The organism is Nonomuraea sp. MG754425, from assembly GCF_021699195.1.
Classification (GTDB): domain Bacteria; phylum Actinomycetota; class Actinomycetes; order Streptosporangiales; family Streptosporangiaceae; genus Nonomuraea.
This window is the reverse complement of the sequence record NZ_SSXE01000046.1, coordinates 39,260-52,179: the sequence shown is the minus strand read 5'-3', so window position 1 is coordinate 52,179 and position 12,920 is coordinate 39,260. Positions and strand designations below refer to the sequence as shown.

General features: G+C 73.1%; 7 protein-coding genes and 1 pseudogene. All 8 read right to left on the bottom strand.

The genetic code is table 11. From position 1 onward, the window contains the following. Window positions 1–1,315: pseudogene (locus tag FAF44_RS18210) on the bottom strand (hypothetical protein); the annotation flags it as partial. Then, complete coding sequence (locus FAF44_RS18205) at window positions 1,315–2,316, bottom strand: hypothetical protein (RefSeq protein ID WP_237104379.1); 1,002 nt, start codon at window positions 2,314–2,316, stop codon at window positions 1,315–1,317. The gene FAF44_RS18205 and the pseudogene FAF44_RS18210, both read right to left, overlap by 1 nt. Beyond that, window positions 2,313–3,338, bottom strand: coding sequence for a hypothetical protein (locus tag FAF44_RS18200; RefSeq protein ID WP_237104378.1), 1,026 nt, complete (start codon window positions 3,336–3,338; stop codon window positions 2,313–2,315). The genes FAF44_RS18205 and FAF44_RS18200 overlap by 4 nt, the downstream gene beginning before the upstream one ends. Further along, on the bottom strand, window positions 3,322–5,157 hold the full coding sequence (locus FAF44_RS18195; RefSeq protein WP_237104377.1) for a hypothetical protein: 1,836 nt from the start codon (window positions 5,155–5,157) through the stop codon (window positions 3,322–3,324). Before FAF44_RS18195 ends, FAF44_RS18200 begins: the two co-directional genes overlap by 17 nt. Before the next feature lie 2 nt (window positions 5,158–5,159). Continuing rightward, on the bottom strand, window positions 5,160–8,270 hold the full coding sequence (locus tag FAF44_RS18190) for a tubulin-like doman-containing protein (RefSeq protein WP_237104376.1): 3,111 nt from the start codon (window positions 8,268–8,270) through the stop codon (window positions 5,160–5,162). 7 nt (window positions 8,271–8,277) lie between these two features. Beyond that, entirely contained in the window at window positions 8,278–10,458 is a 2,181-nt protein-coding gene (locus FAF44_RS18185; RefSeq protein ID WP_237104375.1) for a vWA domain-containing protein, read from the bottom strand. A 403-nt stretch (window positions 10,459–10,861) separates the two neighbouring features. Then, window positions 10,862–11,590 carry a TetR/AcrR family transcriptional regulator gene (locus FAF44_RS18180; protein WP_237104374.1) on the bottom strand — a complete coding sequence of 243 codons (729 nt, stop codon included), beginning with the start codon at window positions 11,588–11,590 and terminating at the stop codon, window positions 10,862–10,864. Between the two features lie 149 nt (window positions 11,591–11,739). Further along, window positions 11,740–12,687: a polysaccharide lyase family 1 protein gene (locus tag FAF44_RS18175; protein WP_237104373.1), complete on the bottom strand. Its 948-nt coding sequence runs from the start codon at window positions 12,685–12,687 to the stop codon at window positions 11,740–11,742. Window positions 12,688–12,920 lie beyond the last annotated feature (233 nt).

Genomic DNA, 12,920 nt, shown 5'->3' with positions numbered 1-12,920 from the left:
GTCTCTGACCGCCCTGCGCCGTCACGCCCTGGGCTCCCACGCCTGGCCCCTGGCCGCCGTGCCGTTGACCGCCCTGTCCCGTCACGCCCGGCTGACCTTCCGCTTCCACGACGCCGCTCGCCTCCGCTCCCGTGAAGCCGTCCGCGCCCGTGCTGCCCGCCCTCCCGACACCGCCTTCTCCCGCCGCGCCACCCGCACCCGCCGAGCCGCCCGCGGCCGGTGCCGTCGTGCCGGGCGCGTCGGGCGGCTCGGCCCGCCCCGGCGTGCGCCCCGCCTGCCGCCCGGCGGCCGGACGCGCCCGCGACGCGGACGGCTGGGCGCCCCGCGCCGGCTCCTCCGCGGCCGGGCGGTCCGTCAGAGGCCCGGACCGGTCCACACCGTAAGGCTGCCGGGGGCTCACCGGTGACCAGACCGGATCGTGCTGCGGCGGGTCCGCCGCCACGGCCGGCGCGGGCCGGGCCACGGGCGTGGTCGAGTCGTACCTGACCGACCCGAGCAGCCGCAGCCGCTCCTCCAGCGTCGTCCGGTCGTCGATCCGCAACCGCTTGACCAGTCCCACGAGCTGATCCTCCGCGTACGCGGCCACGACCATCGAGGCGATCTCGTAGCACCGGTCTTCCTGGCCGGGATCGCGTGGATCGACCCGGACGCGTTGCGAGCCCTGCGACCTCGCCCCCGGCCACTTCCGCAGGAAGATGATCTCGGCCTCCGGCTTGACGTCGTCGGTCTCATAGGTGGAGAACGTCTCCGGATAGCGCCCCAGCACCAGATCGACGATGTCCACCAGCCCCCAGAGCTGCACGATCGGATTCCCGGACGAGACCACCGAGAGCGGCACCTGCGGCCGGCGCAGGCACTCGGAGACGATCGGCGCCAGCGCCGCCGCCCCCGCCCGCGACTCCCGGTCGAGCGCGGCCCCCGCGACCTCGTACGAGCCGATCAGCTCGCCCAGGTCGAGCGGCTCGTCCGTGTCGGGCAGCCGCGCGGCCCAGCCGGAGGCCAGCGCGAGCGTCTGGCGCACGTTCGGCATGGCCTCCGGCCGCGTGGCCTGATTGCCCAGGTACGCCTGCACGCGGATGTTGCGCCGGCTGTCGGTGTCGTCGGTCCGCGTGCGGGAGAGCACCACCACCCGCTCGTTCAGCACGAGACGGCAGAGGCTGACCCCCGCCCCCTGCCCGGGGTCGAGCCAGTGGGCAAGCTGCTGGTACCAGCCCTGGGCGCGGGCGCGCTCCATGGACGAGCGCACGGGGCCGAAGCCGCCGCGCCGCTCGTCCCACTCGAACTGGATCCAGTCGACGGCGGCGTAACGTCCCATCAGATCCCCACCTCCGGATAGCCGCGCAGGACGCCTGTCATGGCGAAGAGCGAGATCAGCGGTTCCAGGACGCGCCGGGGCCGCACACCCCTGCGGAAGCGCCCCTCCTCGGCGGCGGCGCCCGTCGCCGAGACGAAGTGCAGCGTGCACCTGCGGCACTTGTCGTACGGGCTCAGCCACGCCTGCGCCCCCCGCCGGTGCAGGTAGGCGTAGACGTCCCGGCTCTCGCGCAGCACCGACGCCGGGTCGAGCCCGTCGGGCTCCGCGTACAGCCACGTGTCCACCGGCGCCTGGAAGCGCACCGCGTCGCTCTTGGTGACCGCGATGGCGGCCGGGACGTCCAGCCGCCCGCCGGCCTTGGGCAGCCGGTCCAGCACGGCGCGGAACGAGTCGTCTCCCATCCTGGCCGACCTGGTGGTGGCGTCGATGACGAACAGCAGCCCGCCGATGGCCGGCACGAACCTGGTCGCCTCGTGCGTGGCGCTGCGCAGCAGCTCGCCGGCGATGTCGAAGAAGGCCACCGCGGTCGTGTGCCGCCCGTCGTTGACGAGCAGCGCGTCCACCGGCTCGGCGGTGGCCCGGTGGGCGGTGCGGCTCAGCGCGACCCGCTCGACCAGCAGCGGATGCACGTACGAGTCGACGTACTCGGCGTGCCGGTCGATGTCCACCGCGTCCGTGGTCAGCCCGTACGGCCGCAGCCCGCCCTGCTCGATGGCGCCGATCATGGCGGCCAGCAGGTGCGTCTTGCCCGTCTCCGGCCCGCCGACCAGGCCGATCACCAGGGGACGGCCGTGCCGGACGTAGGTGTAGGGCAGGTGGTGTTCGAGGCCGGCGCCGGCGGGGGCCGGGCAGCGTACGTGGGCCGCGCGCAGCAGGTCCTCGCGGCGGGGCCCGCTCACCTCGTCCAGGGACAGCGGCTGGTACTGGCCCGCGGGGGTGCGTTCGTAGAGCTCGTCCTCGCTCCAGGAGAACTCGTGCAGGCAGATCGGGCACAGGATCACCGGGTCACCACCCAGAGGAGCACGGCGAGCAGGACGACGATCACGGCCAGCGGCAGCCAGCGGGCCCACGGGGGCGGCGGCTGCTGATCGTCCGAGACGGGCACGTGGTGCACCCGGGTCGCGCCCTCCCCGACGTCGGAGGGCTCGGGGGCCACCCGCTCCTCGTCGCCCGCGGGTTCGCGCCTGGCCGCGCGGGCCCGGTCGAAGGCGGCCCGGCCCTCCTCCAGCCCGAGGTCCCGCTCGACGGCGATGGCCTGCATCGGGTCGGGCATGCGCAGCCGGGCCAGCACCTCCTGGGCCGACGGGGGCGAGCCGGAGAAGACGTCGCCGATCGGCTGCAGGGCGGGGACGCCCGACAGGTCGGGCACCTCGGCGATCTCGCGGCCGGTGACCGTGCGGTAGATCACCATGCCCGCGCTCCAGAGGTCGTCGGCGGTGGACGCCACGCCCTCGCCGGCCCGTTGCGCGGGGCAGGCGTAGGGCGCCTCGCCCATCCGCAGCCGGCGCGAGCCGGCCAGCGTGGCGTGGCTGAGGTCGGTGAGCTGCACGGTGACGTCGTCCCAGCGCACGGTGGCCGGCTCGATGCGCCGGTGCACGATGTCGCAGGCCGACAGGATGCGCACCGCCCGGACCAGGCTCGCCTGCAGCGCCCGCTGGTCGTTGATCAGCAGCTTGCCGAAGCAGCGGCTGACCGGCTCACCCCGGTAGTCGTAGAGCAGCACGAACGGCTCCTCCTCGTCGAGGCTGTGCCCGGCGAGCCTGGTCAGCTCGGGCGGATAGGCGCGGTGCAACCGGGTGAGCAGCCTGACGCCCATGCGGGCCTCGTTCTCCAGCAGGTCGTAGAGGTACTCGCGGTCGCGGCCCGCCGCGCGGGGCACCCGCCGCTGCACGAGCCTGGTGCCGGAGGCGAGGTGGGTCAGCCGGCGCTCGAACGGGTCGTGCCACGGCTCCGCCTCCACCTCCCAGCTCACCGGGTCGCCTTCGGGGGAGTCGAAGTCCAGCGGCTCAGGCTCCATCACCACTCCAGTCCTCCTCCGCCGTCCCGGGACGCAGCGGCACCAGGCGCAGGGTGCCGGCGTACTGGCCCGACCGGGTCCACACGACCCCGGGCGGGTTGTCCTGGCCCCGCACGGCCCTGGGCGCGAAGCGCACCGCGGACGACTGCCGCAGCAGCGCCGACAGGTCGCGATCGCCGCAGAGCTGCAACATCTGCCCGCCGGGCTGGGCCCGCAGGGCCCGCACCACGTGCTGCGACTGCCGCCACACCGCGTCCACCAGCTCCTGCCGGCCCGCGTCGGCGGTGCCGAACTCCGGCTTCTCCTGCACGCCCCGGTGGGCCAGGTGGTAGCGGTACTGGCGCAGCGTCTCGTCCACCCGGCGCTCCAGGCCCGTCTGCACGTCCCGGAAGTCGCCGTGCTCCAGCGCCGTCCAGCCGGGCTCCAGCCAGCCCGTCACCGCGTCGAGCAGGTCGCCGGTGACGACCTCGCGCAACTGGCCGCCCCGGTCGCGCAGGCGCACGGTGACCTCCTCGTCCAGCGCGGGGCTCGCGGCGGCCTGCCCGGCCTCGGCCCGGCTCCAGTCGGACAGCGTGGCCGACACCTGCGCGCAGATCTCGTGCAGCGCCGCCGCCAGCGTCCGGGCCGCGTCGGAGGTGTGCGTACGGGCCTCGCCCAGCGTCCACTCGCTGGCGGCGACCCGTTCGAGCAGCGAGCGCAGCCCGTCGAGGGCGGTCCTGGCCGGGCCGAGCGCGAGCCGGTCGCGCCACCACGCCCGCGAGCGCCGCCAGTAGACGAAGCGCTCGGCCAGGCCGGGCGGGAACTCCGCGGGCGCGTGCAGGTCGTTGAGCAGCTCGTCGGGGCAGATCCGGCGGCAGTCGGAGACGAACGCGGCGCTGCCGATGGGCGCGCTCTGGTCGGCCAGCAGGCGCAGCCGCGCCACCATCCGCGTCAGGCTCCTGCGCTCGGCCAGGGCCGAAGCCACGTCGGCGCGCAGCTCGCCGACGATCTCGGCGTGCCCCATGCCGGCCGGGGTGGCGAACTTGACGCCGTTGGCGGCCAGCCGGTCGGCGGCGTCCTCGTCGCCGTGGTCGATCTCCGCGAACAGCCGCTCGACGGCGTCGCGGAACTCGGCCAGCGCCCGGCCCGCCGCGATCACCTCGTCCACGATCGCGGCCCGGACCGGGGCGGCGTGCAGGTAGCCCAGGTCGTCGAGGGCGCGGGCGGCCCGGTCGAGCTGCTCGCGGGCCCGCCGGTGCAGCCGGTCCATCCGGCCGCCGGGGACGAGCGCGTCCAGCAGGTCGGCCGGCAGGTCGGCGGTGCCGCTGAGCACCGGCAGCGCGGTGGCCAGCGGCGAGGCGAACAGCGCGCTCTCCTGCTGGATCGGCCCGCCGAACCGCTCGGCCACGTCGGTGAACGCCTGCGCGAGCACCTCCGGGTCGATCCGGCCGGCCACGATGCGCCAGCCGGGCGAGGCGATCCCGTACGGGATGTCGCCCAGCTCGTTGACCACCTCGTCGAAGACCTCGGGCTGGGAGAGCAGGTCGACCAGGATGGACTCGGCGCTGACGCCCGGCCCGTGCGTGGCCTCGCCGGTGTCGGCGTTCCACAGGATGCCGCAGGGGTCGCCCACCCACAACACCCTGCGGCTCTCGCCGTTCAGCGCTGGGGGCAGGCGCGGCTCGGGCCCCAGCGCCACCACCAGGACCTGCCTGACCAGGCGCGAGCTGAACACCTCCTGCAGCACCCGCTGCCCGTCGGCCAGCCGCTCGGTGTCGGTCACCACCAGCACCCGGGGGCCGAGCCTGGCCGCCTCGTCCTTGCGCAGGTCGAGCACTTCGACCATGCTCACTCCCCGGCGAGCGCGTCCAGGTCGCGCAGGTTGTAGGCGACGGCCTCGGCGACCCGTTCGAACGGCATGTCCAGCGCGGCCGGCAGCGTGCGGTCCCAGAACGCGACGAGCTGGTCGGCCCGGTTGCGCGCGCCCGACGGCAGCTTGGGCATCATGATCTCCAGCAGGCCGAGCTGGTCCGCGGCCATGCCGACGACCAGCTCGAAGAGCGGATCGGGGCGGCTGAGCGTGCCCGCCAGCCCTCTCGGCAGGGCGTTCATGAGCTGATCGCTGACCAGGCTGCGGAACTCCTCGTCGCCGCTGATCACCCACTGCTCGTACGCCCGGAGCACGCTCGGCCACGAGGACGCCTTGCCGTACCCGGTCAGCGGCAGCGTCATCGAGCCGCCCTCGACGTCGATCCGGATCCGCGACGGCGCGGCCGGCTCGCCCTCCACCACGCTGACCTGCCCGTTCCACAGCAGGCAGAGCAGCCGGTGCAGGATGCGGATCCGGTGCTCCTCGGTGGTGGCCAGGTAACCGAAGTCGTAGCCGAGCCGCTGGCGCCACTTCAGGTTGTCCTGCGGGCGCTCGTCGTGCAGCGCGTCGGCCCACGAGTGCAGCACCTCGCGCAACTCGCGCACCTGGGTGACGCTCATCGAGGTGCGGACCTGCGCGACCGTCACCGAGTCGGCGTCGATGTTGCGCCAGTCGGACTCGGCGGGCAGGTCGATCCGCTCCTTGAGGAAACGTTCGAGGCCGGTGTCCTTGGCCGGCGCCGGATAGGAGACGAGCACCCGCAGGTCGCCCGTGCCGTCGGGGGTGAAGCCGCCCGGCACCAGGTCGGCCAGCTTGAGCTGGAACTGCCGCACGTGCGGGTCGTCGCCGCCGGTCGCGGCCTGGCTGAGGATGTCGGCCAGCGACGGCAGCAGCGGCTGCTCGCCCAGCTTGGCGGCCTCCTCCTGGTCCTTGAACTGCTTCTTCACCTCCAGCTTGAGTTTCTCCCGCACCCAGGCCAGCGCGTCGGCCGGCCTGCCGGACCGCCAGGCCAGGTCGTAGGCGTGCCGCCAGCCGTCCGGCCCGATCAGCGTGTCGACCACGCCGGCCTCGCCGTCGGTGGGGCGCAGGAGCTGCTGGGAGACGAACACGTCGAGGAAGCGGCGCACCACCGTGTCGTAGAAGGACTCGGCGCCGGCGGGCGGCAGCAGGTGGTAGACGCCGACGCGGGTCTCGTACAGTTCGCCCGCGCGGCGCGCGAACCGCTCGGGGTCGGCGTCGGCGTGGTCGGCGAACACCTGGGCGAAGTCGCGCACCTCCCGGACGAGCTGCTTGCGCGGCGGCTCCCAGCGCGGCATCTGCTCGGCCCACGCCTTGTGCCACAGCCCCTGGCTGCGCCACAGGTACCAGGTCTCCTGGTCGTGCAGCGACGCCTGCACCTCGGGGTCGCTCCACTGCACCTTGCGCAGCAGCCGGTCGCGCATCGGCCGCGGCTGCGGAGGCGCCTCCGTCATGTTCTCGAACGGCTTGCGCGGCTGGGCCCTGCGGTGGTCGAGCAGCCCGGCGAAGCCCAGCTTGTCGGCCTCGTGCACGTCGCCGGGCAGGCCCGCCACCACCCGCTTCAGCCGGAACGGATCGACGTGCCGCAGCCCCTCCATCGCGCCGCGCCGCACGTCCATGTCCTTGGCCAGGGCCGGCACGGCGCGGGCGAGCCGCCGTTCCAGCGAGGCCAGGTTGTCCTCCATCGCGCGCAGCCGGTTGGCCAGCGACTTCTGGATCTCCGCCGCCCCGGTGGCCGGACGGGCCTCGGGCAGCGGCAGCGGCTCGCGGGAGTTGAGCGGTTCGAGGTTGGTGGCGGTGAACATGCGGCGGATCTCGTCCACGTTGCTCTCGGCCGAGCCCGGCGGCACGGCGTCGAGCTGCGTCGCCGCGCGGGCCAGCAGCCGCGAGCTGACCAGGTCGGCCAGCTCCTCGACGGGCACGGTCATCGACGAGACGAACGCCGTCGAGACGCCCCGGTTGCCGATGCCGGAGGCCGCCTGGACGTCGCGCTCCACCGCCCGGTTGATGAAGTCGTCGGCGAAGGTGGCCTCGCCGCGGTCCTCCATGCCGCCGGCGCCCTCGCCCGCGGCGCTCGGCCGGGTGCCGGCCAGGGAGACGATCAGCGAGGCGATCGAGCGGTGCAGGTCGTCGCGCTCGACGCCGGGCGGCATCGTGAACAGGAACGCGGTCTGCACGGTGCCGGTGGCCAGGCGCACCTCGCCCCTGCCCGGGTAACGCACGCCCAGTTCGCCGACGATGCCGTGCTCGTCCACCTGGGTGCCCGCGTGCGGCGCGTTCTGGTCGTCCACCAGCCGGAACAGGTCGAGCAGGCTCGCGCCCGCGTTCAGCTTGGCCCGCCGCCCGCCGCCCTTGCCCTCGGAGAAGGCCGACGGCATGACGACCAGCGGGTGGATGCGCGCCCTGATGTGGTTGCGGGCGAAGGCGTCGCCGATCAGGTGCAGGTAGTCGTAGAAGACGCCGCTGCCGGTGCCGCCCGCCACCGAGAAGGCCACGAACACGTCGCAGCTCCGCCGCAGCCGCCCGCCGAGCGCGGCCAGCTCGCTGCCCGAGTTGGCGATCGCGCCGATGGCGTCCTCGACGCCCTGCACGACCGGCCCGGCCCCGTGCCGCATGCGCTCGAACAGCGCCGCCCGCGCCACCGTCGGGAGCTGCCCCGCGCCCCGCATCAGCGGCGCGATCAGCGGCTCCTGCTCGCGCGGCGGCAGCCAGTCCTTGACGTGGTCGCCCAGCGTGGCCCGCAGGCTGCGGGCCACCTCCGGGTAGGAGTCGAACTTGGGCACCACGTCGTGGACGAGGTGCGCGGTGCGCCCCGCCGCGGGCAGGTCCCGCTCGGTCGGCACCACCCTGCGCCGCGTGCGGTTCAGCTCGTCCTCGTTGAGGTCGACGTAGACGAACTGCAGGCAGGACGGCAGCTCGTAGGGCAGGTAGTTCTGCCAGGCGAGGTCCCTGATCAGATCCATGCCGTCGGGACCGCACAGCTCGTCCCGCAGCCGGCGCTCCAGCTCCACCCCCACCCGGCAGCCGGTGCCGCCGAGCCCTACGAACATCATCGGATCGAAGATCCTCATGCGCCCCTCACAACAGGTCGTCGCCTGGCATCGGTCTCTGGGTCCTGCTCTGGTTCGGCTCGGCGGGCTGCGGCCGGGGCGAGCCGTACGCGGCCTGCCCGTTGTCGCCGCCGCCGGCCCGGCGGTCGTCCACGCCGAGGAACATGCCGCCGGGCAGGGCGATCGGCCGTCCGGGGAAGAGCGGCTCCAGCTCCCGCCCGGACGGGTCGCGGACCAGGACGGCCCGCCCCTGGCCGCGGCGCACGGCGTAGCCGGTTCGGTGGGTGGGGATCAGGTGGCCTTCGCCGATCTCGAAGGTGAACTCGGGGCCCCCGCCCAGCGGGGCCTGGAGCCGGCTGACGTAGGGTTCGCCGGGCCGGTCGAACAGGTGCAGGGTCAGCTCGCTCGGGTCGGCGATCCGCCGCTCCTTCTGCCGCTTGACCCACCAGACGACCAGGGCCGCCGCCAGGATCAGCAGGATGATCAGCAGGGCCCACAGCGCCCGCTGCCACAGGGGCGTCGGCGGGCGCACCTCCACGTCCACGAACCCCCCGCCCACGGGCTGCCCGGCCGGGCCGAGCACCTGCACCGAGCCGCTCACCCGGCTCGCGCCGGCGCCGGGGCCGACCCGGAGCGCGAAGCGCTGCTCGGATGTGCCCGAGGGTGCCTGGACCCGCTGCGCCGACAGGCTCACGGTGCCGGGGACGTCCACCAGTCGCAGGTCGAGCTGGGTGGGCCCGGCGTCGTTGGTGATCCCGATGACGCCGGTGATCTCGCCGCCCGGCTCGACGACGGCCGGTGGGAGCTGCACGGAGGCGCGCAGCGGTTCGGTGGCGACGGCGATGCGGGTGGCGTACGGCCGCACGTCACCGGCCACGCCGGGCCCGCTCACCTCGCCGACGAAGGACAGCGCGCCGGTGGCGGTCGCGGGGATGACGATCTGGCCGGAGGCCACGCCGTCGCCCCTGGTCCGGTCGGCCCCCTGGCCGGAGTCGCCCAGCTCGACCGGCTGCTCCTCGAAGCCGTCGCCGGACATCCGCGCGCTGAAGCGCAGGCCCTCCAGCGCCGCCGGGTCGGTGATCTCGCCGCTCCTGGTCTGCAGGCCCAGCCGCACGTCCACCCGCGCCCCCCGGGCGGGGCGGGGGTTGTCCAGGGTGATCCAGGCGCGCAGCGCGCCCTGCCAGACGACGGTGGCGCTGACGTCCTGGCGGCTGACCTGCGGCGGCGACGTGAGCTGGACGCGCCACCTGCCGGGCAGCGGGTTGCGGATGCGCAGCGACTCGACCGGGCCGGCCTCGCCCGCGGCCTGGAAGGCCGACTCCTTCATCTCGCCCTGCTTGGGCACCTGGTCGCCCTCGGGGTCGAAGTAGGCGACCTTGACGCGCGGGTCGCGCTTGACCACCACGATGGAGCCGTCGGTGGCGATGATCGGGATGTTGACGTGCAGATCGATGGTGGCGCCCGAGTCGAGCGAGTCGGTCACCGACTCCTCGATGCCCGCGCACCTGGCGTAGGCGAACGCCTCCAGCAGGGAGCGCTCGACGTCGGCGGAGTTCGCGACGACGCGGGCGGTCGGGGTGGCCGTCTTCTGGTCGCCGCAGGGCTTGGTCCAGCCGCCCGCCGCGAAAGTGTCGAGGGCCGCCTTGTCGGCGGCGCCGAAGCCCAGCGGCCAGATCTGCACCTGGTCCTTCTTCGCGTCGCCGAGGCTCTGCTTGATCTGCGCCTCGGCGGTGCGGTTGCGGGTGCGGGCGTCGGGGCCGTACTGGGGGCTGTCGCCGACGTCGAGCACGCCGTCGGTCAGCAGGAACACGATCTTCGCCCGCTGCTGGTCGTCGGGCTCGCTCATGATCTTCAACGCCTGGACCAGGGCGGCGGCGTGGTCGGTGTCGTTGCCCTCCGCGGCGCCGCGCAGGCGCAGCTTCTCCACGCACGGGTTCAGCGACTCGCGGTCCTGGACGGTCTCCACGCCCGTCAGCGGGCACACGATGTCGACGGCGGACTGCCCGGGTCCGTTGGAGCTGCCGAACCCGAGCACGGCCACCTGCGACTGGGGTGACAGCTCGCTGAGCGCGATGAGCTGGGCGGCGGCCCGCTCGCGCCGGACGTCCTGCTCTTTCAGGCTGCCCGACTCGTCGACCAGGACGACGACGCGGACGGGTTTGACGTCGGAGGGCGGAGCGGCTCGCGCGGCCGTCGGGGGGAGTACCACGGCAGCGGTCACGATCAGTGCGAAAAGAAACCTGAGGGATGAAGTGACGCGCACATGTCCTCGCAGTTGCCGTTTTCTTATCCGCAGAACGGAGTAAGGCCCCGAGAAGTTTCAGTCCCAGTTTTGGTCACGACGTCTGTCAGATTGTGCATGTCCGTAATTGCCTGTGTCTACCCCGCATAAAGGGATCCTATGGCGAAGGTCGCGAAGACCGGCGGCACCGGACGATTCCGGAGTGGCGGAAGGTGCCTGGTGCGCGGCGGATGGCCGGATGGAACGAGTCAACCATCCAGTAAATACCATTTTATATGTATATATCGGTATTGGATAAGGTTTTTGGGCCTGCGTGCGGGTGCCCCGCCCGGATCGGTGGGAGTTCCCGTGCCGCTCGGCGCTGCCGGCTTTACCCGGAAAGGGGTCGCGTGGTGACGAGGGCCTGCCACAGGCCGGTCAGGGCGTCGATGAGGCCGACCGCCGTGGCCTCCCAGCTCGCGCCCGCCGCCGCGTCCCCTTCCGCCCTGCCCTCTTGCGCTGTGTCCCCTTCTGCTGGGCCCCGTTCGTGCAGTGCCCGTTCCCGCTCGGCCAGCGTGTGCAGCATCAGCAGGCGGCTCATGTCGCCCCGCTCCGCGCGTACGTCCGCGGGCAGGCCGGGCAGCAGGCGGAACATGCCCTCCAGCGCGAGCCCCATCGACGGCGTCGCCACGGACTCGTCGACGATGATCCGCCGCAGCGCGGGCACGGTGTCGAACTGCGCCAGGCAGCGGGCCCGCCAGCTCGGCACGCCCAGCGCGGCGAGGTGCCCGGTGGCCGGGCGCACCAGGCAGGAGAGCCAGGCGCGCAGCTCGTCCGGCCCCGCGTCCTGGATCTGCGCCAGCATGTCCAGGCGGCGTCGCTCGGTCTCGGTGGTGTAGCGGCGCACGACCGCGCGCACCAGGTCGGCCTTGGTGCCGAAGTGGTAGCCGACGGCGAAGTTGTTCGCCTGCCCGGCCGCCAGGCCGATCTGCCGGTTGGACACCTCGCCGACGCCGCGCTCGGCGAAGAGCCGTTCGGCGGCGTCGAGGATGGCCTCACGGGTGTCACCGGCCCGCTCGGCCCTGGTGGACCCGGCTCGCACGGTTCTGGCGGTGGACATGCCCACCACCGTACGGGCACTCGTGCCGCTTCGCCCACGCCAGGACCGCCGCCGCGGCCGTGACGGGCCTGGCAACGCCGGAACGGGCGGCGCGCGACGCGCCGCCCGTCCGATCTATCGGGTCTGTGCGGTGGCCCCGGGCCGCCGCGTCAGATGGAGATGCGGCCCGCGCCCGCGCCCGCCGTCACGATCGACTTGACGCCGGAGGCGCTGTCGAGCGTGTAGGAGTACGGGATCGACTTGACGCTGCCGCCCTGGTCACCGCTGCCCGAGTTGACGAAGTGGTTGTTGCGGGCCACCAGGCTGCCGGCGGGGGAGCTGCCCTCGCCGCGGTGGAACGGGTCGCCGGTGTTCTCGAAGTAGTTGCCCTCGACCAGCACGCCGGCCTCCTGGGTGGAGGCGACGCCGTAGCTGCCGACGTTGTTGTAGTAGTTGTTGAACACGTGCACCGGGTTGCCGAAGCGCACCCGCGGGTGGCGCTGGTTGGTGCCCTCGAACCAGTTGTGGTGGTAGGACACCCGCAGGTGGTTGCGGTCCTCCGCGCCGTTGCCGTCGTCGTGGCCGAGCAGCATGGTCTTGTCGTGGCTGGAGAACTTGTTCCAGGACACCGTGACGTAGTCGCTCGACCGCTTGATGTCGAGCGCGCCGTCGTAGCCGTTGCTGAAGGAGTTGTGGTCGATGTAGACCCGGGTCGAGTACTGGACGTTGATGCCGTCGTCGTTCCAGTTCCGGAACGTTAGGTTGCGGATGATGACGTTCGACGCCTGCGACACGTTGAAGCCGCACCCGGAGATGGTCGCGCCCGAGTTGCCGATGACGGTCTTGTTCGAGGCGACGCGGAGCATGCCGGAGCAGGAGATCGTGCCGGAGACCCTGATCACGGCGGCCGAGCCGGACGACAGGGCGCTCGTCAGGGCCGAGGCGCTGCTGACGGTGGTCGGCGGGGTGCTGCCGCCGCCGGTGGTGCCGCCGCCCTGTGTGGCCCAGCCGACCAGGGGGGTGTCCGCCGCGGCCGGCGCGGAGGCGGCCACGGTCAGGCCGGCCGCCGCCGCTGCGACGCAGGTGACGAGGGTCAGGACACGTCGTGAAGTGCGCATGAGTGTGCTCCTACCTACTGGGGTTGTCTGTAGGTGCTGTCTGTGCCTGCCGTTCACATATGTGGACGACATGCATGGGAGTGAATGACTGTGAATCTAGGAAAGCGCTTTCCAGTCGTCAATCCGCCGCCGTTGGGCGATTCCGGCGGGATCGGCGTCCTGGCCGGTCAGGGCCTAACAACGCGGATTTACGACAGTGAAACTTTCAGGTCGGAGCCGTCCGGGTAGATCGG

Excerpts from the sequence above, each read along its gene's own strand:
- FAF44_RS18175 (WP_237104373.1), bottom strand. The coding sequence starts at position 12,687 with ATGCGCACTTCACGACGTGTCCTGACCCTCGTCACCTGCGTCGCAGCG.
- FAF44_RS18190 (WP_237104376.1), bottom strand. The coding sequence starts at position 8,270 with ATGAGGATCTTCGATCCGATGATGTTCGTAGGGCTCGGCGGCACCGGC.
- FAF44_RS18180 (WP_237104374.1), bottom strand. The coding sequence starts at position 11,590 with ATGTCCACCGCCAGAACCGTGCGAGCCGGGTCCACCAGGGCCGAGCGG.
- FAF44_RS18195 (WP_237104377.1), bottom strand. The coding sequence starts at position 5,157 with ATGGTCGAAGTGCTCGACCTGCGCAAGGACGAGGCGGCCAGGCTCGGC.